The 26,043-nt window shown below is 42.8% G+C and carries 12 protein-coding genes; 10 read left to right on the top strand and 2 right to left on the bottom strand.

Going from position 1 to position 26,043, the window contains the following annotated elements; genetic code table 11:
• Nucleotides 1–214: 214 nt before the first annotated feature.
• Nucleotides 215–1,387, bottom strand: coding sequence for an NAD(P)-dependent malic enzyme (locus ACFO4R_RS06055; protein WP_379788157.1), 1,173 nt, complete (start codon nucleotides 1,385–1,387; stop codon nucleotides 215–217).
• Between the two features lie 637 nt (nucleotides 1,388–2,024).
• Nucleotides 2,025–2,558, bottom strand: a complete 534-nt coding sequence (locus ACFO4R_RS06050) for a hypothetical protein (RefSeq protein WP_379788156.1) — start codon at nucleotides 2,556–2,558, stop codon at nucleotides 2,025–2,027.
• A 1,154-nt stretch (nucleotides 2,559–3,712) separates the two neighbouring features.
• Here ACFO4R_RS06050 and ACFO4R_RS06045 point away from each other — a divergent pair.
• The 10 genes from ACFO4R_RS06045 (at nucleotide 3,713) to ACFO4R_RS06000 (ending at nucleotide 26,043) form a co-directional block, all read left to right on the top strand.
• Nucleotides 3,713–4,861 (top strand): leucine-rich repeat domain-containing protein, encoded by a 1,149-nt coding sequence (locus ACFO4R_RS06045; protein ID WP_379788155.1) that lies wholly within the window; start codon nucleotides 3,713–3,715, stop codon nucleotides 4,859–4,861.
• Nucleotides 4,862–6,005: 1,144 nt separating this feature from the next.
• Nucleotides 6,006–7,745, top strand: coding sequence for an ABC transporter ATP-binding protein/permease (locus ACFO4R_RS06040; RefSeq protein ID WP_379788154.1), 1,740 nt, complete (start codon nucleotides 6,006–6,008; stop codon nucleotides 7,743–7,745).
• The gene (locus ACFO4R_RS06035) at nucleotides 7,738–9,396 is read left to right on the top strand and encodes an ABC transporter ATP-binding protein (RefSeq protein WP_379788153.1); all 1,659 of its coding nucleotides are present in this window, start codon (nucleotides 7,738–7,740) and stop codon (nucleotides 9,394–9,396) included. The genes ACFO4R_RS06040 and ACFO4R_RS06035 overlap by 8 nt, the downstream gene beginning before the upstream one ends.
• Nucleotides 9,397–9,594: 198 nt before the next feature.
• Nucleotides 9,595–10,140: a heme-binding Shp domain-containing protein gene (locus tag ACFO4R_RS06030; protein WP_379788152.1), complete on the top strand. Its 546-nt coding sequence runs from the start codon at nucleotides 9,595–9,597 to the stop codon at nucleotides 10,138–10,140.
• Between the two features lie 52 nt (nucleotides 10,141–10,192).
• Nucleotides 10,193–11,068, top strand: coding sequence for a heme ABC transporter substrate-binding protein IsdE (gene isdE, locus ACFO4R_RS06025; RefSeq protein ID WP_379788151.1), 876 nt, complete (start codon nucleotides 10,193–10,195; stop codon nucleotides 11,066–11,068).
• 157 nt (nucleotides 11,069–11,225) lie between these two features.
• A complete protein-coding gene (locus tag ACFO4R_RS06020) occupies nucleotides 11,226–12,209 on the top strand; it encodes a FecCD family ABC transporter permease (RefSeq protein WP_379788150.1) in 984 nt (327 codons plus the stop codon).
• Nucleotides 12,199–12,960, top strand: a complete 762-nt coding sequence (locus ACFO4R_RS06015; protein WP_379788149.1) for an ABC transporter ATP-binding protein — start codon at nucleotides 12,199–12,201, stop codon at nucleotides 12,958–12,960. The genes ACFO4R_RS06020 and ACFO4R_RS06015 overlap by 11 nt, the downstream gene beginning before the upstream one ends.
• Nucleotides 12,961–12,981: 21 nt before the next feature.
• Nucleotides 12,982–13,350: a YbaN family protein gene (locus ACFO4R_RS06010; protein WP_379788148.1), complete on the top strand. Its 369-nt coding sequence runs from the start codon at nucleotides 12,982–12,984 to the stop codon at nucleotides 13,348–13,350.
• Nucleotides 13,351–13,823: 473 nt separating this feature from the next.
• A complete protein-coding gene (locus ACFO4R_RS06005; protein ID WP_379788147.1) occupies nucleotides 13,824–19,751 on the top strand; it encodes an S-layer homology domain-containing protein in 5,928 nt (1,975 codons plus the stop codon).
• 319 nt (nucleotides 19,752–20,070) lie between these two features.
• Complete coding sequence (locus ACFO4R_RS06000; protein WP_379788146.1) at nucleotides 20,071–26,043, top strand: S8 family serine peptidase; 5,973 nt, start codon at nucleotides 20,071–20,073, stop codon at nucleotides 26,041–26,043.

Below are 26,043 nucleotides of genomic sequence, written 5' to 3'. Positions count from 1 at the left end.
AATATCCCGATTTTATTGAAATTCCAACTAAAACGGGCATTCTTTCTGTTTTTAACTCAGAAACTCAGGAAACATAGGATCATTCAAATTGTTTTTCAGTAATTATCTATTCTTACCTCCGACATTTTAAACGAAGAATATAGTATCTTCACTATGGATCAAAAAAAGTTTACATCAAAGTCAAAATCGCCGGGAATGTGAACATGTGATTGCCCTAAATACGGTTCAGTCCGTTTTTTTTCGCTTCTTCTATCACGGCGTTGGCAACGTTGTCCACGACACCGGGATGGAAGGGGTCGGGGAGTACGTAGTCCGCTGAGAGTTCTTCGTCCGTGATGGAAAGTGCGATCGCCCTGGCAGCAGCTTCCTTCATACCGTTGGTGATCTTTCTAGCCCTGCAAGCCAAGGCACCCTTAAAAATGCCGGGGAAGGCAAGGATGTTGTTGATTTGGTTCGGAAAGTCCGAGCGACCGGTTCCTACTACGGCAGCTCCCGAAGCCTTTGCATCTTCAGGCATGATTTCAGGGGTGGGGTTCGCCAGGGCGAAGATGATGGAGTCTTTTGCCATCTTGGAGACCATCTGTGTGCTTACGATTCCGGGTTTGGATACTCCGATCAGTACATCGGCACCTACAAGGGCATCCGCCAAAGAACCTTTGATTTGGCGAGAATTGGTAATCTCGGCCATGCGTTGCTGTTCTTCATTGATGTAAGGTGCTCCATCGTATACGGTTCCTTTGCTGGAGCAGAGGATGATGTTTCCGAACTTCATTTGGAGAAGAAGTTTTGCAATGGAAATCCCTGCAGCACCTGCACCGGAAATGACGATGTTGAGTTCGCCCATCGGTTTTTTTGTGTAGCGAACGGCATTAAGTAGAGCGGCAGCGGTTACGATTGCTGTTCCATGTTGATCGTCGTGGAATACGGGGATGTCACATTCCTCGATAAGGGTCTGTTCGATTTCAAAACATCTTGGAGCACTGATATCTTCGAGATTGATCCCGCCAAAACTTTTGGAGATGTTCTTCACGGTTTCAATGATGACCTTGGGATCTTTGGAATCGATGCAGAGAGGAATGGCGTCGATTCCCGCAAAGCGTTTAAACAGTGCACATTTGCCTTCCATCACAGGCATTGCCGCGGAAGGGCCGATATCGCCAAGTCCCAAGACGGCCGTACCGTCTGTAATGACTGCTACGAGGTTTGACTTTAGAGTATAGTCGTAGGACAGGTCTTCGTTTTCTGAAATTTCCAAACAGGGAGCTGCCACTCCCGGGGTGTAGGCTACGGAAAGGTCTTCTTTGGAATCGATAGGAGCCTTCAGAGTAACTTCGATCTTCCCTTTCCACTTCTTATGTTGTTCAAGAGCTTGTTTTGAATAGTCCATAGGTTCTCCTTAAAATATAAATTTTACTCTTCATTTATTAACAACTCGTATAATACATACTAATAAAATCTAAGGCATAAACTCATTTCCGCTTGTTTTATTCATGTACAAAGCGCTCCATGCAGCTGAAAAGAGCGTAGGTATTTCAAAAACGTAGCCCTCTTCGTTTTTTATCCTTAAGCCCTTGTACTCGAAAAGGTCTTGGTGCCTTCCCGGAACTTGTGTATCGATATATCGAGGTTGAAAATCCTCGTTTGGTGCCGGTTTTATCCGGGTTCGCAAGAGACAGCGGGAAATGGAGAAGCAAAAGAGATTCCACAAAACCGTCGTATAAACCGACAAACAAGTGGTTATCTATCTTTTGCCCGAAAACAAAATGCAGGAAGTTCTTTGTCGTATGCGAGTTCCGCCCTTGTCGCTACACAAAGGAATGAACCTCTTTTTGCATGTCGGTTCTCCGAACTTCCATACCGCATAAATAACGGCAAGGTCGGTACAGATAAGTTCTTTCTCGTATATTATATCATACTTACAAGGCGAAAAACATTAAAATACATCCCAACATAGAGGAAAGTTGACAGAACGCTTAGATAAAACGTTGTGTCAACTTTTCTACAAGGGTTACAAACTGAGTTTTTTAGTCGTTTTGATCCTTGAACCCTTCACGGATACATACATATTCTCCTGTTTCGGTGTTCAGATCATAGATATTAAAGTTTGTCTTAATATCGAAGTTGTCATAGTGTGTTGCAAGGTTTACCGATGCGGAACCCTCTTCTCCGCTGACGATTCTGTGGAATACTCCTGCCGGCCATACAAGAACTGCACCGCCTTCGAATAGAAGTTCGCCGTTGTGCATAATCTTATTGGGTTCAACAACAAATTTCTCAACTTTTCCATGAGCTTTGTTATATACTTCCACATAACGTGTTCCCTGAAGTACGATCAGGTTGTCATCTTGACAGGTATGCATATACCAAGGTCTTTCAACATCTCCCACAGGACCCGGAGAAACAGCACTCTTTTGGTGAAGAACACGGTCTACCGCATCAACCTTCGGTACCATGCTCTTAAGCATAACATCGAAGTTTACTCCTTCTGTTTTTCGGAACTCTTTTAGTTTGACAACACGGTATAGTCCCGGTACCTCGGCAATGATATAATCTTCCATTGATATCCCTCCTGAAATTAGTTTGCTAAGCGGGATCGCTTAACGGCACAAAATAGAATGTATTTCGTATTTGGTATATTACCCGCCAAAACTTATGTTAATCAAAAAAAGAAAAATAATCTTGAAAGTATCTCGGATAGCAATCGTGCAAGCAATGGGATGTCGTGTCGTCATTATGGTTTTGCCAAATGCGGAGACCTTGTCATGGACGAAGTAATCTTGGCATAGCGGCATAGTGATGTTCATACAAAAAATGAAGCGTTCGAAAAGCTTTGTTGAGAAGGGTTCCATACCGGACAAAACAAAGGAAAACACACATCGTGTCGCAGTTTCATATAGTACTAGTGTGCTGACATATTGATATTTAGCTTTATTTCTTATCTCGCTTATAAACCGAAAGAATTCATATTAAAGTCGAAATTACCGTGAATTTCAACGTGCCGCTCCACCGGGATTGATTTGAGTTATGGATATCATCAACCTGTACTCAAGAGAAGATAACATGGATGTTCGTAGTCATAAAGTAGATATAACCACACTTCTATTGGAGAATAGTACAAGGTGCTGTATGTACTGTCAAAAAGAGGCTTCGTAGGGCATGACATTTTCATCACGTATCAAGTTTGTAAACGTAGCTGAAAGTCAGTAGGAAAGTGAAAAAACATGATTGTCTTAAAATTCAAAAAAATGAAAACAAGTTAACAGAATTATTGAATAATCTTAAACAGGTATGTTATAATGAAAAAAACAAAAAGAATCATGTTGCGATTTGTAATGAGAACCATTCTGTAGAGAAACACATATGACCTCGATAGATGTAAGGGGTGTTTTTTGGATCTAAGAGGTCTTCGGTACGTTTTGTGCGTAAGGTGTGCGAACCGCTTTTTCCATGTAGAGAAGCTTTTTGAAGAAGGGGGAGAACAAAACGAAGGGGAGATTCGTCTGTATTTCTTCCCATATAGCTGAAAGGGTTCTTATGTGAAGGAGGTTGTTTGAACCTACGAATGATCGGCTTGGGGTCATTCGACACTCATCGTTTTTGGGAGGTGCAATTTTTGTAAGGGGTGAGATTCCGTCGGTTTAAGGCGGTTTTTTTGAAATCGAGGATCGGAAATGAAGAAACTTGAAAATTAATGAACAGGAGAGAAATGATTATGAACACGAAACGGAGTTTGAAGAGGCTTGTATCCATCATATTGACATCTTTGATCTGTGCAGTACCTTCCATTGCGGTTTATGCACAGGGAAATTCGGATTTTGTGGTAAAAGACGGCGTTCTTCTCAAGTATAACGGGAATGCCAAGGAGGTGGAAATCCCTGCAACACTTGGAATCCATACAATCGGAGCCGAGGCCTTTGCCGAAAATAAAAAGGCGGTTTCGGTCGTTGTTCCCGCGGGGGTTGTCGATATCGGCGACCGGGCTTTTTCCGAATGTTCAAACCTGTCGAAGATAAGTCTTCCTTCGACGGTAACGAGGATAGGAAGTGCGACTTTCTCGGCTACGGCAATAACGAAGATGGAATTGCCCGAGAATCTCAAGGAGATGGGAGATGCCTTCGGCCTATGCGAAAAACTTGAAAGTGTAGATATCCCTTCCGGCATAAAGGAGATCAAGCCTATGACTTTCTACGGCTGTTTGAAACTCAAACGATTGGATCTGCCTCAAGGTCTCACCAAAATCAATTCCGAAGCATTCTATAAATGCAGTTCACTGGAGACGGTTAAAATTCCGGAGAGCGTGGAGTATATAAGCAACGACGCCTTCTACGGTGCGGACAAGGTAAAGATTATCGGGATCAACAATTCGTATGCGCATAATTTTGCTAAAGAGGCTTATAGACAACCTTACACAGGAGAGAGTGTTCCGGGATTTCCCAAAGGAATCCCTTTTGTCGCTCAAAGTTTTGTGTCGAAGAATACGCGTGTTATGGTCGACGGGGAAGAGGTTTCTTTTATGGTCTATAACATCAACGGAAACAATTATTTCAAGTTGCGTGATGTCGCTCAGGCATTGAAGGGGACCTCGAAGAAGTTCGGAATCGATTGGAAGGGTTCTAAAGTGGACTTGGTTTCAAACAAGGAGTATGAGAGTATTGGGACGGAACTTGTTCTTTCTTCTCCGGAAAAATCAGCTGCATATATCACTTCCATCGATTTGAGTCGTGATGGAAATCAGATTGATGTAAAGACCTACAACTTGGGTGGAAGTACGTATTTCAAGCTGCGTGACTTGGGGTGGATTTTAGGCTTCGATGTGGAATGGAACGGAAAAATGATGGTTATCGATACCAGAAGAGGTTAAAACGTTCGCATTATTCAAAATAACAGATAAAATACAGTTGTTCCAAGATAGAAAGTCTTTCAAATGTACTCTCTTGAGAAGGGGGGGAGTATGTTGTCAAACAACGAAAAGATTCGTTTGTGTTCATAGGAACTTATGGATTCGTATCGATATGTTCGATGCTCCCGTCGGTTGATACCGGAAGTATGGTTATGTCGGTCTTGGCTGTCAAAACGGAGTTTTTCAGGTCTGAACATTTAAAGGGTTTCGACATGATACTATTCATCATTTGAACAATGGATAATGCCCAGCTTCTGTTGAAGCAATAGTATGATACTATTTTTCAATAGAAGTATGGATATATCTATTTTTCAAACCATGAAACATTGTTTTATCTTCTATGGATTACAAGATTAGTTATATCCATCGTTCAAAGGAAGAGTAGTATGAACTGTTCGAACGTATAATAGTAATGAATGGGTGTTGATAAACAACGACGGACTGCGAGAGATACACTCCATAGATCTCGATATGATGTTCGGATTGTGGAGATGAGTGTTTTTTGGAGAATAACAGGAATGGATTTTATAGCCGGATATCAAGTGAGAACTTGACATCCGGTTATACTTTTTTGAAGATGAGGTGCAACGTTAAGGGTTGAAAATTCGAAAAAATCAGACGAAATGATCTTCTCAATGAGGGGACAATTTTTTTTGTATAGATTACCAAACTGAAATTTCAACAACTAGCAGACAATCCGGACCCAACATGTCATAAATGTATATTGATTTTAGTTCCAAAATATTGTATACTGATGACAATGATTATTGATACATATTTAAAGGCAGTGCTAGTTATTATAGATAATCGCTTGTGTTAAAACGAGGTGAGAGTTTTCTCTAAACATATAGAGGGTTTTCGAGCATAAAACAAAACATGGACAGAGGATACAAAAATGGAGGGAAGGTATTCGTCGCTTTTTTCGGGAAAGGGAGAAGGGGATGGATTGCATACAGGTTAAGACAACATAGATTTTTGATTTCTTCGTGTTTTTTTATGCATATAAACGGATGAGGCCGAAAATAGTTTGTATCGATTTCAGAATAATCCGGTTGTGGGGAGGTTTCCCCGAATAAAACATATTGAGGCAAAGGAGAGTTTTATTTTGATTGATAAACGTCTTTTGAGTTTGGTACCTTCTTCAAAGAAGTATATTGCTTTGACTGTCTTATGCTATCTTTTGAGTTTGGTTGCAAATGTGATATTTATCTTTTTTATAGGCAACGGCTTAAACAGTCTTTTTGAGCAGGGGAGATGGATGACTTCGATTTGGCTGTCGTTCTTATTGATGGCAGGAGTTTTTCTTCTGCGTTATATTGCAACATTGATGTCGACCAAGTATTCTTACTTGGCTTCATCGAAGGTAAAGAGTATTCTGCGTAGACAGATCTATCAGAAGGTCTTGGTTCTCGGAACTGCTTACAATGAGAAGATTTCAACGTCAGATTTGATTCAGACTTCCCTTGAGGGAGTGGAGCAACTGGAGATTTATTTCAGTCGATACCTTCCCCAACTGTTTTACAGTTTTTTGGCACCGATCTTCCTGTTTGTTCTGATTTTTCCTATCAGTGCAAAACCTGCCATTGTGCTTCTGGCATGTGTTCCTCTGATACCGATTTCGATTATGGCGGTCTACAAGATAGCGGGAAAGCTGTTCAAGAAATACTGGGGTCTGTATGTGAATATGGGAAACGGGTTTTTGGATAATATCCGAGGTTTAACTACCTTGAAAACCTATCTTGCCGATGAGCGTAAGCACAAGGAAATGAATGATAACGCCGAGCATTTCCGTGTGATTACGATGAAGGTTTTGACAATGCAACTGAATTCCACGACGATTATGGACTTTATAGCTTTCGGCGGAGCGGGTTTGGGTGCTTTGTTTACTCTTTTGGAGCTTCAAAAAGGAACGATAGGAATTGCACAGAGTTTTGTCATCATTATGTTATCGGCGGAATTTTTTATTCCTTTGAGAAGGTTGGGTTCTTTCTTCCATATTGCAATGAACGGAATGTCGGCGAAAAAGAAGATATTTGCTCTTTTGGATCTCTCTTCTCCGCAGCGGGGCGACTTGGATCTGCAAGGGGAGAATATTGACATTTCGATGAAAAATCTCGCTTTTTCATATGATGAGAACAGAGAGATCCTTAAGGATGTATCCATACGGCTTGAGAATAAGTCTTTTGTATCCATAGTGGGAGGTTCCGGTTCGGGCAAAAGTACCATTGCCTCTCTTATTACGGGAAGGTATTGGGATTACGAAGGGAATTTGGAAATCAACGGTTTTGAGCAGAAGCGGCTTTCCGCCGACAGCATTGCACAATATATTACCATAATCGGTCATGACAGTTATCTGTTTTCGGGCACGGTTCGGGAGAATCTTCTGATGAGTTCTCCGGCAGTGACGGATGAGGAGATGTACCGTGTGTTGAAGCAGGTTCGTCTATATGAGTTCCTTATGGAACAGGAGGGTTTGGACACCCTGTTGTCCGAGGGAGGAAGCAACTTTTCGGGAGGACAGAGGCAGCGTTTGGCTTTGGCCAGAGCCATCCTTCACAATACCCCGATGTATATCTTCGATGAAGCTACATCCAATATCGACTCCGAAAGTGAAGAGTATATCATGGATGTTATAAAGTCTTTGGCGAAGGAGAAGACCGTTCTTTTGATTTCTCATCGTTTGGAAAACGTTGTAGACTCCGACCGGATTTATGTGTTGGATCAGGGTGTTGTTGAAGAGCAGGGAAGTCACAACGATCTTCTCAAGAAGAAAGGCGTATATGAAAGGTTGTATCGAACACAAAAGAATATGGAAAAGATAGATGGAGGTGTTTGCTATGAATAGGATGAGTCGATATCGGTTAATCAAGCGTCTGCTCGATTTGGTGAAGCCTCTTCTCAAAATCATCATACCGGCGATCCTGTTCGGAGTTGCAGGGTTTCTCTGTTCAATTTTCATTCCCGTATTGGGAGGCTATGGCATACTGGAGGTAGCGGGTTTCCCTCGAGTTATCTCGTGGAAGACAATATTGATTCTTCTTCCGTTGCTGGGTGCATTGAGAGGGATTTTGAGGTATGCGGAACAGTACAGCAACCATCTTTTGGCCTTCCTGACCCTTGCTTTGATTCGAGATCGAATTTTCGGGGTTCTTCGAAAGCTTTCTCCGGCAAAGCTGGAAGGGAAGGACAAGGGGGATCTGATCGCTTTGATCACATCGGATGTGGAGTTGTTGGAAGTTTTCTATGCACATACTATTTCTCCGGTCGCCATCGCTGTTCTTACCTCGCTGATTATGATTGTCTATATCGGTTATCATTCGATTGTAATGGCCGGTGTCGCTCTTTTGAGTTATTTGGTCATAGGCGGATGGATACCGCTTTATATATCTCGTCTGGGAAGAGAAACCGGAAACGAACAGAGAAGAAAGTTTGCAAAGATGAATACGTATTTTCTGGAAAGTATTCGAGGCATTAAGGAGGTTCTGCAGTTTCGTCAGCAGGAAGTGCGTTTGAAGCAGATTGACCGTCAGACACAGGAGATGGAAGGTCTGAACAAAACGCTCAAGGATTATGAGGCGATCTCGACTTCTCTTACGGAGCTTACCATCCTGTTCTTCTCGCTGTTGCAGATTGCGGTTGGAGGCTATTTGTTTTCCAATTCGTTCATTACCTTCCCGCAACTATTGCTCTCGCTTTTTGCGGCGATGAGTTCCTATGGACCTGTGGTTGCCCTGAGCAATCTGGCGAACAATCTTTTGATTACCTTTGCCAGCGGGGAAAGGGTCATTGCGCTTTTGGATGAGATTCCACAGACCGAGGATATTACAGACGGTTCCGAGATGAAAGAAGGCAATATCGTTTCCGATGATGTTTCATTTAAATATCGGGATGAATGGATATTGAAAAACCTGAATTTGGATATACAGAAAAACAAGGTTCATGCAATCGTGGGAAAAAGCGGAAGCGGAAAGTCGACTCTGCTTAAGCTCTTTATGAGGTTTTGGGATGTGTCTGAAGGGGAGGTTCGTTTTTCGGACAAACCGGTAGGGCAGATCAATACAAGCTCGTTAAGAAGAAATCAAAGTTATATGACACAGGAGACCTTCCTGTTTCAGGATACCATAGCCAATAATATAGCGATCTCCAAACCGGAGGCGAGCAGAGAAGAATTGGTTGAAGCGGCAAAGAAGGCTTCGATCCATGATTTGATTCTCTCCCTGCCTAAAGGATATGACACGGAAGTGAAGGAGCTCGGAGACAGCTTGTCGGGAGGAGAGAAGCAGAGGATCGGGCTTGCACGAGCGTTTCTGCACGATGCCCCCATTATGTTCCTCGATGAGCCCACCAGCAATCTCGACAGTTTGAATGAAGGGGTTATTCTCAAATCTCTCAGGGCTTCGGCAAAGGGCAAGACGGTAGTTATTGTCTCTCACAGAGATTCGACGACAGCGATTGCGGATAACTGTATATCGATGGAGTCGGGCAGGATAAGTTAAAAAATGGGAATTGTCCGTCGTGGAAGACCGAAGGTGAAGTGGGTGTTTTCATGAGGGATGATAAGTTTCAACGACTTATGTTAAAAGCTTGTTGTATTAAAAAATGGGGGGACAAAACGATTCTCCCTACAGATTGTTTTTTTAAGGAGGACGGCATTGCGGTGCCGAGTTCATACCGATGTTGAAAGGAGAGTTCAAATGAAGCAGTATCGTTTTAAGGCAGTTGTGTTGATGTGTATCCTCGCACTTATGATTCCGTCGTTTTCGTTCGGATTGGAGAAGGGAAGCTACAGCGTAAAGAATGAAACCAGCTATGCAAATCCCAAGACGGGCAAAGCGGAAGACGGGGGAACACAGATCGCTTTGGGAGATTCAATGAGTCGTTCTCTGCTCGGAGAATACTTTCTTGTCGATGTAAAGAGTAAGAAACAGAAGTATATGACGATAAGAGTCGGACTTCAGAAGTATGTAAGCGAGATCAAGGTGTATGTCAAAAACAGCAAGGGAGAATACAAAGAGGTCAAAATCAAGGAAAAGGCCTATGACAAGAAGAATGATACCAGGGACTATAAGTTCGGGATCTCTTCCGATTACCCCGAATTGAAGATCAAGGCCTATGTGGAACCTATGGAAAGAGATGTCATTTTCTTTGCAAAAGGCTTGGAAAAAGAAGTCAAAAAAGGAAAGGAAACCTTTGAAAAAACGAAGTTGTCAACAAAATTAAGTACTCCTGCCGGAAAGTAGTCTTTTTGTTGGGGCGAGAGCATAAACAAAATGGAAATGGAAGTGGATACAGTTGAAGAAGACAGTTGTTGTGTGTTTGGCTTTGGTATCGATCCTTTGCGGATGTGTCAATCAACATCCGCAAGCACAAGCCGGTTCACAAAAAATACAGGAAGCAAGAATTATCGCTACTTCAGTCGCTACTGCCGAATTGGCTGAAAAGATGGATTTGGATTTGGTAGGAATTCCCAAAACAAAGGCGTTTGAAATTCCTGAGAGATACAAGGATGCAGCCGAGATCGGTGCTCCCATGAATCCGGATATGGAACTGATCAAGTCTTTGAAACCTACGGATATACTAAGTCCCAAGACTTTAGAACCCGATTTGAAATCGCGTTACGAACAGGCGGGGTTGCCCTATACCTTTGTCGATGTGTCAAGTATAGAGGGATTGTATCAGTCGGTGGAGTTGCTCGGGGAGAAGTATGGAAAACAGGATGTGGCAAAAGAATTGTTGGATGATTACCACAATACTTTAGAGGAGGTCAAGAAGAAGAGGGAGGGAAAGACTGCACCCAAGGTACTGATTTTGATGGGTCTTCCCGGTTCTTATGTGATAGCCAGCGACAAGTCTTATGTGGGTAATATCGTTCAGATGGCAGGAGGAGAAAACGTCTATAGACACGATACGGATGAATTTTTGAATGTCAATACGGAAGACTTGCTTCAACAGGATCCCGATTTGATTTTCTGCACGGTACATGCGATGCCCGATGAGGTGATCGCGGAGATGAAAAACGAGTTTGCAACCAATGATATTTGGCAACATTTTCGTGCGGTCCAAGAAGGGAGGATCTATTATTTGGATCACAATCTTTTTCACATGTCTGCCGATTTTAAGTGGAAGGATGCCGTCTTGTCTATTGAAGATGAGTTGAACCTTGAATAGTAAATGTTGTTTGGTATTAGGAGGCATATGCTCTTACATTTTTCCGATGTGATCGGACGATTGTAAGGGCGGGTGGATACAGGCGGTTTTGGCTGCCCGGTATCGGTCGGTTTCCGACTATGTGACAAGTTTTGGAGTGAAGAGAGAGGGTGGATGATTGAAAAAAAAGACGGCGGTTTTTGTAATTCTTATTTTGGCCTATGTCGTATTATTCTTTTATTCGATACGTGCCGGAACCATAGATGTAACGTACAGTCAGATTTTTAGAGGGCTGTTTGTCGAATACGATGAACATTTCGCGATGATCTACGATTTGAGGTTTCCCAGGATTATGGTGGCGATGTTGGCGGGAGCTTCCCTTGCGGTATCGGGAGTGATGTTTCAGGCGGTAATGAAAAATCCGCTTGCCGATCCGGGGATCATAGGGGTATCTTCGGGAGCGAGTTTCACGGCGGTTTTTCTGCTGATGTTGTTTCCGCAGATGTATGTGTTGACCCCGATCTTCGCCTTTGTCGGCGGTCTGTTGTCCTGCCTGCTCATCTATCTCTTATCGTGGAAATCGGGTTTGAATCCTCTAAGGGTCATTCTTGTCGGTATTGCCATCAATGCGGTTTTTACCGGAATTATGGATTCAATCGCGGTTATGGTAGGCGCAAGACAGGTAGGTGTCGCTTCGATCGTAAATGCCAACATTGCTCAAAAGACATGGTCCGATGTCGGACTGCTTACTGTTTATGTCGTCATCGGTCTGATTATTGCAGTAGGTATAGCAAAATATTGTAACCTCTTGGCTTTGGAGGACAAAACGATACGGGCGCTGGGAATCAATGTGGATCGTTTGAGGATTTTTGTTTCCTTTATTGCGGTTCTTTTGGCGAGTATTACGACTGCAATCGTGGGAGTCATAGGATTTCTGGGATTGATCGTTCCCCACATCGGAAGGTTGCTTGTAGGCTCCGATCACAAGTTGCTGATCCCCTTTTCGGTTCTATCGGGAGGTTTTTTGATGCTTTTGTGTGATACCTTGGGACGCGTGATTGCAGCTCCTTATGAAATACCTGTTGCTGTGAGCATGGCGGTGCTTGGAGGACCGTTCTTTATATTCTTGCTTAGAAGGAGTGAAGAGACTTATGGAAGCTAATCATATTTCTTTTTCCTATGACGGAAAAAAGGATATTATCAAGGATGTCTCCTTTACTCTCGAAAGAAACAAGATTACAACACTTATGGGTGCAAACGGATGTGGAAAATCCACACTTTTTCATCTGTTGACCAAGACTCTGACTCCTCAGAAGGGGAAGGTGCTACTGGAAGGCAAAGAAGTTTCACAATATAAGATGAAGGAGTTTGCTAGGAATGTCGCTATCGTGCATCAGAATAATTCCGCGCCTGCGGACTTGAAGGTATCGACTTTGGTTTCTTATGGGAGGATTCCTTTTTTGCACTATCGAATGAGTCTTCGTGACGAGGATGAAAAAATCATCAACGAGGCTCTTGCGATTACCGGATTGACCGAGTTTAAAGACTATACAGTGGGACAGTTGTCCGGAGGGCAACGTCAGAGGGTGTGGATTGCGATGGCTTTGGCTCAAAGTACGGAGATTCTGTTTTTGGATGAGCCCACGACTTACTTGGATATTCGCTATCAAATTGAGATATTAAGATTGATACAGAGGTTGAATCGAGAGAAGGATATGACGATTGTAATGGTACTCCACGATATCAACCAGGCTATTCATTACAGTGATGTCATTCTTGGGATGAAGGAGGGAAGGATTCTCTTCGAGGGAAGGCCCAACGAAGTGGTCAGCTCCGAATTTATTTCCGAGTTGTACTCTATCGATTTGCCCATTGTAAATGAGGGAGGAGGGAAGTTTGTATTGACGGTATAAACTGCCGCCAATCGAAAGTTTATGAAAACATTTTATGTAATTGCAGGGTTTTTCTTCCTTGCGATCGGAATGGCGGGAGTTGTGATCCCCGTATTGCCCACCGCGCCTTTTTTGATTTTGACCTCGATTTGTTTTGCAAAGGGTTCGGACAGGTTTCACACGTGGTTCAGATCGACTTCCATGTACGAAAAACATCTGGCCGATTTTGAAAAAAGCAGATCCATGACCTTGCAGACCAAAATCAAGATCTTGGCTGTGGCATCGGTTATGTTGCTGATTGCTTTTTGGAGGGTCAATGTGATTTATGCAAGGATTACCATAGCCTTGGTAATTTTGTTTAAATACTATTATTTTATCTTTAGGATAAAGACGATTAAAGAAAAGCAATAACAGAAGTCTCAATCCTCTTTACGGAAGAGGGAGATTGGCTGAGAACAAAGCTATATAGTATAAGAAGAGATAAAAAGAGATGTCTTCAGAAGATATTCGTTTTTTGAGATGAGTGAGATAAGCATTATCAATCTCAATCTATTGTATTTATCGCCTCGAGTTGAAGTCAGTCTCATTATTGCCGTTTGAAACGCCGAAGCGATAAGGCTTGATGTGATTTCCGGGAAGGATGGATCTGCATTTTTTTGCGAACATCGGAAGGTGAATCTGTTACTCTACAGCTCACCGACAGTTGTTACCGATTTGTTAAGAGTAAGGGTATAAATAGTTTGTCTATTTTATTGATAGATCTTTTGCTTTTTAATGATCTTTGGAAAAGAATAGAAGTTGAGTACAAAGGCGTCACAAAAAGCAAAAACAGATTTATACAAAAAATGTGTTTTAATGTAAGTATATTTACGAAGGAGGAAGTTATGAAGGAAAGAAGGAAGAAAGGACTCTCCGGAATAGTATTGCTCTCTTTGCTGTGCACAAACACATTGCCTGTTTATGCACAAGAGGCTGTGCTTCCGCAAGAGCCCGTCGCTGCTCAAGCAGCGGAAATTGCAGTTGAGGACTTTGTTGCAAAGCCCTTGACAGATGTGTTGTTGGCTGCGGAGAGCCAAGAGAATCTTTTGGATGGCCTTAAGATTTTGGGCGTATTCAAGTCTCAGGCGGGTCAGGATATTGTAAATCCGATTACGGGAGAGATAGTTCCCGGAACAGCTAACAGTGTGATCATCGACTTGGATTATGAAGGAGAGAACAGTGATCTGTATGAGATCTCCAAGAGGATCACAAATTTCAGTATCGATGGAAAAACTTATCAAGGAAGAGATGAAGGCGGACGTCCGAATATTCTTTTGGTCGAAGGCGACCTGGCAGTCTATGATAAATATCCGGAGGGCATAAAGGTCCTGAAGGATTTCAAAGAAAATCAACCACACAAGGTGGTTGTAAGATTTGATAACAATCAGGAATTGGTTTATAAAGACCCCAACTATGTAGACACCGAAGAGGAAGATCCGGGAACACCGCAACCGCCTCAACCTCCACAGCCGCCGCAAGATGGAGGTAGCCAAGAGATCCAAAAAACGTACAAGATCAAAAAAGTAGAAGGAAAATATGGAACTCTTAAGATCACCTTTGATAAGGAACTTCCTAGAAAGTATGCGGATCAGGTCAAGAAGATAACGGTAAACGGTAAAGTCTTTGAGAATCCTGAAATGACTGTTACTTGGATGGGTGAAATGGAACCTGTGGATCCTAAAATCAGTGAGGGTGTAGAAAATGGTAAGGAGTACTCGGTTATTCTTGAGTTTAAAGACGGTTCTATCCTTGAATATCAAGCGTCTGATGCTATAGTGCCCCCGCCGGTTGTTGAAATAGCGAAGAGTTATACCTTGGAGAGCCTGGAGATCGTCAAGAACAGCGAGCGTAAAGGACTTCTTCTTGAAGTAGATACGATCAGTGAGAGCGATGCGAAGAAGAAGATAAAAGAGATCACGGTTGATACCATAACGAAGCAATATAGTGATCACACCTTCAAATTCCATCAAGGAAAGATCCTTTTGGAAGAAACGGATCTCTTCGAAGCTGTAAAGACTAAGGGAAAAACGCCTGTAAGAGTCGTTGTTATGTTTACCGACAATTCCAAGTTGGAGAAGAACCTTACACCTATTGTCAGTATTCAAGAAGATACTGTTCCCGGTCCTTCCGACCCGGGAGCTCAACAAACCCTTGCTCAAAAGTACCAAAAGGTTCTTAGAGCTGAGATCAGAAAAGATTACTTTGACAGAAAAGAATTCCACATCGTATTTGAAAAGAGCTTTGAACGGGTGGATGTTGAGAAAATCGAAAAAATCGTTGTAAATCAACAGGAGTTTCCTGTAAGTAAGGAAGAATTTGGACAAAGCCGTGAAGGAACCTTGTATGATTTTTCGAAAAAGGCTGAACTGATCGCAAAGGCAGAAGAGAAAACACCGATTAGTGTAGCAGTATACTTCAAGGATGGAAGCAGCCTTCAGACAGAAGGGGCAGTACAGCCCCCACCGGCACCGGAACCGCCGGATGTTCAACCTCCGGGAGAAGGAATCGCGGGAGGCTATGTGATCCAAGAGGTACAACTTCCGGATCAGGATGAGCCGCAAGCGCTTAAAGTGCATCTTGACAAAGAGTTTGCAGCTTTCCACCTCAAGATGATAACCAAGATACAAGTAAACGGAAGAGATTTTGATGTTAATGAAAGTAAAGTAACTGCTTTTAACAAACTTTTGAGATTCAATGTAGAGGGCATTTTGGAAGAAGCGAAGAAGGCGGATCCGATTCGAGTGATCATTACCTTCTCCGACAATTCTCAGCTTAAGAAAAATGTTGTCGATGCTCCTCCGCAGCCCGGCTTGACCTTGGATTCGGTCCTTCAGGATGGAGACTATACCCTTACCTTCAAAACTTATGTTGCAGGAAAGGGTCAGACCGAAGAGTCTACACTTTCTCACTACTTTGACGAGAGGGCAAAACTTCATGTTGAAGGCGGAAAGAAAACCGTTACCTTCTTGAACCATAAGTTTGCCAGCCTTATCATCGATCTGGCTATGGAAAAAAACAACGGCTTTGTTTCTTTGAACAGACATGTTCTTGAAAACACACCGAAGAACGAGCCCAAGTATGTGGAGTATTCCATCGAACTTGATGACCTAAAAGGTGTTAAGAATGTAGCTGTACTAGGTAGCGGCCCAATGGGTGGAAGCGAGCCGGATAAAGGTCATTTTGACGGCGGAAACTACAAGAGATCCGAGCTTGTTTTTGAAGATGCCGTAACGGCTGGATGGAAGAACTACAAGGTGATTGAAGATATTGAAACTAAGAAGAAAAAGAACGCGGAAAAACTGACGACTGCTTTGATAGCGAACGGACTGGACACTGATAACAGCGGTGACATCAGTCAAGAAGAGCTCAGAAAAGCAAAGGGACAACCCAAGGTTGTTGCAGACTATCGTTTGAATAACGTATTGGATTTGGAAGGACTTAAGCTTACAGATATCAGTATCCTGAAAGATCTTGGTCCGGATGTGATGGCGATCAACCTTGATGGAAATGATATTGAAGAACTTCCTGTATTTACTCATGCTACAGGCGTGACCCATATGTTCTTGGGAGGAAACGAGATCAGAAACCTGAAACCGGACACGTTCTCCGCTATGGCAAGACTGGAGTACATTGACTTTGACGGAAGTTATTTGGGAGATGTTCCTCAGGGTATCTTCTCTCAAAACCCGAGACTCAAAGTACTTTCTCTTATGAATGCAAATGTTACTTCCGTTCCCGGAGATTTGATCAAGCATAATCCTAATCTTACCGAGTTATATTTGTCCGAAAACAGTTTGACCGAATTGGCGGATGATTTCTTTGAGTTGGAAGGTTCGCGTTCTTCAAAACTGAAGAGAGTTGTTTTGACTTCAAACCAATTGAAGAATCTGCCTTCGAGTTTAGCGGATGTAAAATTGCTGACCAGCTTGGAAGCAAGCCACAACCGTATTGAAGAGATTCCTGTATCTTTTGTTAAGATGAAGACTTTGCAGACGATCGATCTTGAAGACAACAATATAAGAGAGATTCCTGCAGATTTTCTTGTAAACCTGATCAAGTATTCAAAGGTAGCTCCCAACGGAGTGAGGGTTGACCTTACATTGAACCGTCTGACAAGTCTTCCTTTGGATGCAATGACGGCAGCTCTTGGTGAAGGGAAAAAATTAGCGAAGTTTGAAGTAAATAAAAATGACCTTCCCTCAAAACTTTCTCAAGAGGAAAAGGCGAAGTATGAAGCTCTGGGTATCAAGTTTACCGATTACGTGGAAACTTACTTCCCGCAAAACGGAAACTCCATGGCTACGGTAACAGCTTCTAACGGAGAAATCAAATTAAATCGTGAGTTTGACATTTTGGAACTGTCCTACTGGGATCTTGGAGACAGCACTTACTATGGAGGAGAAAACGTATTTGAAACGGGTGAAGAGTTCAAGCGTTATCTCTTGGGCAAAGGTAGAAGCATGCACGATATAGATAAGTCTGTTCCTCGTGATGAAGCAATCCAAAAGATACTGAGCAAGAAAGGGCTGTCTTGGAAGCTGGAGACGGTAGTTACCAAAAACGATGGACAAGAGCTTTTCAGAGAGTTGTTGGAAGGAAATCCCAAAGACGTTCAGAATCAATCATTTATGGATCCGAATATGAAAACAGGGGATCGTTACTCTGTGACAAAAACCATGTATGCGAAAAATATCTACGGATGGATTCGTGCACTTGAAATTGTAACAACAGGTGTTGCAAGTACAGATGCTCAAATAAACGAGGGAGATGTTTTGGAACTCTCCGTTAAGATTAATCAGCAAGGGAAAGATGAACTTTCCGTAGCAAACTCTGCGATCAATCCGGTCGCAAAACTGGTAAAAGAAAACGGTAAATTCAAGTACACCATTCAGCTTAAACCTATGAGAATGGGTCCGATTGAAGGAAGGGTAACCGAGTTCAACGTATTCAAAAACGGAGTAAAGACAACGATTGAACCCGTTGAAGTAGGCGGACAGTATCCCAAGGCTTATACCTTTGAATTGGATCAAAAAGTTGATAAAGTACAGGTTTCTTTCAAGGTAGATGCGATGGAAGGTCGGGAAGTGATGGCGGACCTTGTATTCAGCGACAAACCTTCCACTCCTGAACCCGACGGCGTAAGAACGGTTAAGGCATATATTCTTTCTGCCGACAAGAAGAAACCGTCCATGGCGGATGGAGCTTTGGTAAGAGAAGTAACACTTACACCTGTAGACGGCGGTTCGATGTACGATGTCGTTGTGGAATTTAAGGAAATGACGATTCAAGGAATCACTTCCGGAGTCGAGAGTTTCTCAATAAAAACAATGGGACAAAAAGTTCCTGCAACAAAGGTTGAAGGCAAGAAGGGTATGTTTACCTTTAAGCTTCCGAAACATCTTGTTTTGAAACCGAATTCGACAAGGGATACGGAATTAAACCTTGAGATGACAACGTATCCCAAGATGCCGGGTCACGAGAAACCGTATGATGTATGGATGGTTCTGGACTGGAACGGCGATTTCAAATTCCCGGATTCCAACATGAAACCTCCGACGCCTTCACCGGGAGACAACTCCGGATCACAAGAAGAGTACAGTGTAGATGTCTGGATGAAGAGTACGGACGGTGGTGTTTCTGTAGGAAACAAAGCACTGAGTTCTACTGCAAAGGTAGTGAAAAACGGAAGTAACTACCGCTATACGATTTGGTTGAATCCCATCGATCTCGATATGAACGGCAAAACTCTGAGAGGAACGATTACCTCCTTCAGCGTAAGGGGTCAGGAGATCGAGCCGAATGGAAACGCGTATACCTTTGAATTGGATGAAAAGGTAAACGAACTTGAAGTGTCCTTCGTTGTCGATGTTATGGAAGAGTTGGGAGTAGGTTCCAAGGATGCCTATATTGTCTTTAATTGGGACGGCAGCAATTCCAAACCGAGCGGAGAAAGCCCCGGACCTTCTTTCGGAGGCGGTGGAGGTGCAGGTCCTGCAGCTCCCGTAAAACCGGTTTTGACACCGAATCAACCTGCGGTAACTGCGGAACAGGCTTTGAATAAGGCAGCTAAGATCCTTGCACTTCCCGTGCAAGAGAAAAAATATTATTCTGCTAAGACATTGAAGAAGATTGAGGCAGCTTTGGAAGCTCAAAAGAAAGGCGAAGAAGGTGCCCTGAAGCAGTTGGAAACTGTATTGGAAGAAGCCAGAATAGAACGGATTACCTCCATCCTTGAAGAGGGATATATGACAGGTTATCCGAATAAGGAATTTAAGCCCAACGGAACGATGTCCAGAGCGGAAGCATCCATCATGTTTGCAAAACTGATTGAAGATGAAGCGGCTAAGATGGAAAAAACCGATATCAAAGATGGCGTATGGTACAGCGATTCCGTAAACAAACTGGCATCTCTCGGTTATCTGAAGGCGATAGAGGACGGAAAATACAATCCGGAAGGAAAAATAACAAGAGCGGAATATGCCTTCCTTTTGGCGAAACTTAGAAATCTTCCGGTAGGAAATCAATCCTTCGGTGATGTCGCAAAAGACCACTGGGCATATGATGCGATTGCTGCTTGTAAAGAAGCGGGAATCATTGTCGGATATGCAGACGGAAGCTTTAAGCCTGATGGAGAGATCACTCGTGCGGAAGCAGTTGTAATGATCCAATCGACCTTCAACGTAAAAGCGAAAGAAGGATTGAAAGAAGCATTTAACGATGTACCCAAGGATCACTGGGCATATAATGCAATCATGACGGCAAGTAAGAAATAAGAAACAAAAAGAAAGAATTTTTTGAACCATGTGCAGAAAACAGCTTCGGCTGTTTCTGCAGGGTTCTTGGAAAAAGAAACAGAAGCTTTTGTGTATAAGGATGTGTTATACCTCTGTGCAAAGGAGTAAGGATGGATATCTATTCCAACTTTCATTGCAACAGGTAATCAAGATTTCGTTTTTGTATGAAATCTTTTTCAGTGACGGGAGTTTCGAATTTGTATAGAGGTATGGACAAACCGCATCGAAGAGGACCTTAATCCTTATACAGAAACATAAGGGATCGATGTGGGAAAGAATGATATTTAGGAGGAAGTGTATGAAAGCAAGACTGTCATCGATTGTACTATCGTTGAGTTTGCTATGTTCCACCCTTGTTTTACCGGGGGCGGTATATGCAGAGCATTATGAGCTTCAAAATATGGAAGCTCAAGCAGTTGATATGGTCCAAGATACTGTGACTCAAGAAAAGAATTGGGTCTTGTCCGATTTGTTACGTCAAGCGAAAAATGAGTATCAAGAAGAGGACGAGATAAGTTTTATTGTGGAAGTGAACGATAAAACAATGAAGGAAGTTCATGGAATGGATGTTCCCGACATTGCTTTGGTAAAGACTGCCGAAGGATTGGAAGCACAGATACAATATGCGAAGGAATCTCAAGATAAGTTGAGAGATATTATGGACGAAAAACAGATTTCGTATGTAATAACGGAACGCTATGAAACGGTATTGAACGGTTTTTCACTCAAGACAAGTTTTGGAGAAGCAAAGGAGATTGCAGTTCTTCCCGAGGTTGCTTCCGTTCAAATCAACCGTGTTATACCGGCTCCCGAATTAAAGGAGATCGACGTGTTGCGTCTCAAAGATGCTGCGAGCAATGAGATGATCCACGCACAAAGTGCTTGGGATAGTAAATATACAGGAAAGAGACAGTTGATAGCCGTGATCGACTCCGGAGCTGACCCGAACCATGAGATTTTTCAGAGGGTCGATGAGGATTCTCTTCGTATCAGAAGCATGGAAGAGACGAATCAATTGATTTCTGAAAAACAATTGAGTGCAGGAAAATATTACAATGCGAAAATTCCTTTCGGGTTCAACTACGCGGAGAGAAATACAGAAATCAAAGAAAGAACCCAGTCCTCTCACGGAATGCACGTTGCAGGAATCATTGCTGCGAACGGGCAAACTTTGAAAGGCGTTGCCCCCGATGCACAGCTTGCGGTTATGCGTGTGTTTGGTGGAGGTTTGTTTGGTGGAGGAACGACGCCTGAAATCTACAATAAAGCAATCGACGATGCCGTGAAAATGGGTGTGGACAGCATTAATATGAGTTTGGGTTCCACTTCCGCTACTGACAGCAGAATGGAACCGACGACGATAAAAGCTCTACAGGATGCTCAGAAAGCGGGTATTGTAGTGGCGATTGCAGCAGGAAATGACGGTTTTATGGGGTTCGGTCCTTTGGACAGTGTACCTTCTACACAACCCGATTATGGAACCATCAACTCACCTTCTGTCGCTGATATCTCATTTTCGGTCGCTTCCGTTGAGAATACTAAGATAAAACAAAAGGGAATGATCGTGCATACAAGTCCTGTGAAGAGCATTCTGTATGCTGCAACCGACAACAAGCCTTTCCCGTCCGGAAAGATGAATTTCGTTGAAGTGGGTAAGGGTTACAAAGAAGATTACACAGGTAAAAGTGTAAGAGATAAAGTTGCGCTGATCGAAAGAGGCAAGGATCCCGAGAAGGGAGATTTCACATTTTATGATAAGGTCAAGATCGCTCAAGAAAACGGAGCAGTAGCAGCTATTGTTTACAACCATCTGGATGAAGATCAATTGACAAGAATGGCCGGGCTTGATAAGGAAGAGATTACGATTCCATCTTGTTTTATCAGTAAGGAATCCGGAGAGTTTTTGAAAAATCATCCGCAAGATGAGATTGAATTTTCAAATGAAGAGTCCTTTATTGCTAATCCCAACGGATACAAACTTTCCGCTTTTTCCAGTTGGGGAATGACACAGGAAGGAAACCTCAAGCCCGATATCTCAGCTCCGGGAGGAAATATCTACTCTTCCATCAATAACAATTACTATGAAGTGTTGAGCGGTACATCCATGGCTACTCCTCACGTTGCGGGAGGTATTGCGGTTGTAAAACAGTATGTGGAAGCCAAATTTCCTTCGGTTCAAGGTGAAGAAAAACACGCTTTAGTAAAGAACCTGCTTATGAGTACAGCCTCTCCTTATAAGGATGCAAATACACAGGCCTACGGTTCTCCAAGAGGACAGGGTGCAGGTTTGATGAACCTTCAAAGAGCTCTGCGTTCAAGTGTCGTCGCTATCGGAACTAATGGTGTGTCCAGTGTTAACTTGAGAAATATCGAAGGAAATACTGTCGAAATCAAAGGAAGGTTAAAAAATTACGGAGCAACCCCGCGTACATTCAGCTACTATGCTGTTTTGAACACGGATACGGTGGAGAACGGAAAGGCTCTATTGAAGCCCTACCAATTGGATACAACAGCCTCCTCCAAGAAAACGATTGAAGTGGGAGCAAATTCCGAAGCGGAATTTTCTGTTGTTTTCACATTGTCGGAAGACAGGATCGCTCAATTAAAAAATGATATGCCCAACGGTTTCTTCTTGGAAGGATATGTTTTCTTTGAAGCTACGGATGCCGGAGAAAGTGTAAACCTTCCCTATGTAGGTTTCCGTGGAAATTGGGAAAACCTCGATGTGATCGAACCTAGTATCTATGACTTGTTGGATCAGAACAGAAAACCGTACTATTATGAATTGGCAGACAGGGTAGAATATCCCTTCACCTATCTTTCCTCCAAGGAAGGAAACAAGTTGGTCGCACTTGGAGAGTTAGCGGACAGCACCTTTGCAGATCCTAAGTATGAAAAAGACAAGATTGCTTTTTCTCCGAACGGAGATGGAAGTGGTGATTATGCAGCCTTTTTTGCAACTTTCTTGAGAAACTATAAAGATTTTCAGTTGAATGTTTATTATGCAAGTGATGTTCAAAATAGCAACCCAATCTATTCCGTATCTCAAAAAGATGATAAAGGAAGGAAAAACTACTTTATTCCCGGCTTTGGAGGACCCAACTTGAATACAAACCAAAGACATTGGAAATGGGAAGGAAAGAATGCTTCCGATGAGTTGGTTCAAGATGGGCATTATCGAATTGTTGTAGAGGCGAAACCGGACGGTAAGTTTAATAATAAACAGACCTTGGTCTTCCCTGTTACTGTCGATACAGTCTTTCCGCGAATCGTCAAGAGTAGTTACGAAAGATCGACGGGAATATATCACTTAGAACAAGTCGAGGAGAAGGGCTCCGGTATTAGAAAACAAGTTATTAAAGCGCGTTATAACGATGAAGACAAGGTGTACCTCCCTGATAGCGATGGCAGATTTACCTTGCCGACAGATCTTGATAGTTCTAATGCAACCCTGGTCATCTCCGACTATGCATACAACACTCTTGAGCTTCCTTTGGATAAATCGGTTCGAAAAGGAACAGAGAGAAGTATTATTGTAAATGCAAAGATCTCATCGGGCTCCGTTCCGAAAGATAAGTTTAAGTGGATCGTGTTGGACAGCAACGGAGCGGAAGCTGATCCTTATAATCTTGAGGTCGGAAACTATACCTTGGTTATTTCCGATGTAGATGAGATGTATGAGCTTGTAGGTTCGGACAGAATTCCTTTTGAAATCAGAGCAAACGATCCGGATTATGTAAAAGTTATCGACGTTAACTTCAGTTACAAGGATAGATCAGAAGTCTTTGTCTCCGTTGCAAAACCGAGAGAAGCATCTTTGAAGCTGTTTATGATCGACAGACAGAACGGCACGGAGTATGAACTTACTCCAAAGGTTGGACTTGGAATCTATACAGCAAACATACCCAATGGAGAATACAAGTTGACGGTAAGAGATTTGGATGAGAACTACTATGCGATGATTCCGATCGATACTGTTACTGTAGAAAAGGGTGGAACCGGTTCGGTTCTTCTCTCTGTAGAAGTAAATGAGAAGAGAATGAAGGAAGTGACCGTTACCTTAGTCCGTAACGGATATCAAGGCCCGGTAGATATGATATTCAGAGGAAAGGATCATATTAAGTCGAGATATGAGCTTAGTTTCGGCGAAGGAGAAGTTGAAAAGAAAGTGATGTTACCCAATAAGCTTGAGTTCAACATCTATATGCCGAATCTTGAAGGAACAGGTTATGGATCTCCTGTTTTGACTTACAAACCGGTATTGAGAAAGTATAACCTTACGGTAGAACTGATCAAAGATGCGACTGTTGTTCCCGTTCCGGTAGATAAGGAAGCTTTGATTTTGAAGATTAATCAGGCAAAACAGCTGAAAGAAGAGAATTTTGATCTGGAAGAATGGGAAGTCTTTGAAGTCGTTCTTGAAGAAGCGGAGAAGGTACTTGCAGATCCGAGCGCAACTCAAGATCAAATCGACGGTGCCAGAGAAAAACTTTCTGATGCGATGAATCAATTGATCAGCAGTTCTCGAGAAAGTGATAAAAAGAGACTGGAAGAAAAAATCAGAGAAGCTGAGGATATTTATGCTTCCCTCGATGAAAACTATACGCAAGACTCTAAAGAGTTTTTGGTTATTGCTATTGAAGGGGCAAAGATGACGCTTAGATCTAAGGAACCTGAGCACAATACTCCCGAGCATATTCAGGCGACCATTGACATGCTTGATAGAGCAATCAAAAACTTGAAGCGTATAGACGGAAAAGTCGATAAGAGCGAATTGGGTATCCTCCTCAAAGAAGCAGATGAACTTATTGCAAACGAAGCATCCTTTACAGAGGAGAGTATAGGGGCTCTTAAGGATGTCTATCAAAATGCAAAAGATGTTTTTGAGGATGAAGATGCTTCAGATCAAGATGTCAAAGATATCATTGCCATTTTCAAAGGCTATTTGGCTTTGGTTGAATCCAAGGCAAATAAAGATGAATTGCGCAATTTGGTAGATGAGATCTCGGGATTGGATCTTAGACAATATAAGATCGAAGGAAGACGAGAATTGCGTAAGGCATTGCGTGAAGCTAAGAGAATTCTTGACGATAAGAGAGTGACGCAGGAAGAGGTAGATGCCGCTCTCCAAGCTTTGGTAGAAAAGAAAAATGCTTTGGAAAAGAAAGACGGCGAGGGTGATGTGAACGAAAGCTTTGCGATCGTGATCACAACGACTTCAGGAATTACAATAGAAACTCTTCCCGCAGACAAAGCAAAACAGGGAGAAGAGGTTCAAATCATCTTTACGATAGAAGATCCAAATAAGTATGAGTTGGACACATTAAAAGTTGTAGATGAGCAGGAAAATCAAGTCCCTGTCGATGCAAGTCATAAATTTGTGATGCCTGCAAGCGATGTGGAAATCTTGGCAACGTTGAAAGAAAAAGTAAAACCGATTCCAAATCCCGGTGGAAACTCCGGTGGCGGAGGCGGTGGAGGCGGAGGCGGCGGTGGAAGTGCCCCGACCGTAGCTGCTCCCAAACAGGTTTCAAGTATCATCTCAAAAATTCCTGAGAAGACAAAAGCAAAGATAGATCAAATCCGGAAAGACACCAAGATCTATTCTTCCCAAACTCTCAAGGCTCTGGAAGAGGCAGTGAAGCTTCTTGCAAAAGATGAAAAAGCGGGTCATCAAGCCTTGGATAAGGTCTTGGAAAACGCAAGGGTGGAAAAAATCACCTACACCTTGGAGCAAGGGTATATGCAAGGATACGAAGGAAACAAGTTCAAACCTGACAATCACATCACGCGTGCGGAAGCATCCATATTGTTTGCGGATCTGATTGAAGAAGAAGAAACCAAACAGATCGTCTTGTCTGATGTAAAGAAAGATGTTTGGTATACTGCGGCGGTTGTGAAACTTTCTTCGACCGGATATCTCAGAGCAAGAGAAGACGGAAATATACATCCGAACGAGGAGATCACACGTGCGGAATATGCGTATATTCTTGCAAAACTAAGAAATCTACCGACAGCAAATCGAATTATGAGAGATGTACCTAAAGAACATTGGGCGGCGGAGGCGATCGCTGCTTGTGTTGAAGCGGGGATTATCTCCGGATACGATGACGGAACGGTTCGTCCGGATCAACCGATCACGCGTGCGGAAGCGGTTTCTATGATTCAACGTACCTTTAATACCAAGAAGGATGTCAAAGCAAAAACACCTTACAGCGATGTACAGGAAGGTCACTGGGCCTACGATGTCATTGTAGCTGCAAGAAAATAA

The sequence above is a fragment of the Filifactor villosus genome (assembly GCF_042652965.1).
GTDB classification, from domain to species: Bacteria; Bacillota; Clostridia; order Peptostreptococcales; family Filifactoraceae; genus Filifactor; species Filifactor villosus.
Note: the sequence above shows the minus strand (reverse complement) of the source record. Positions and strands in the feature narration are given on the sequence as shown.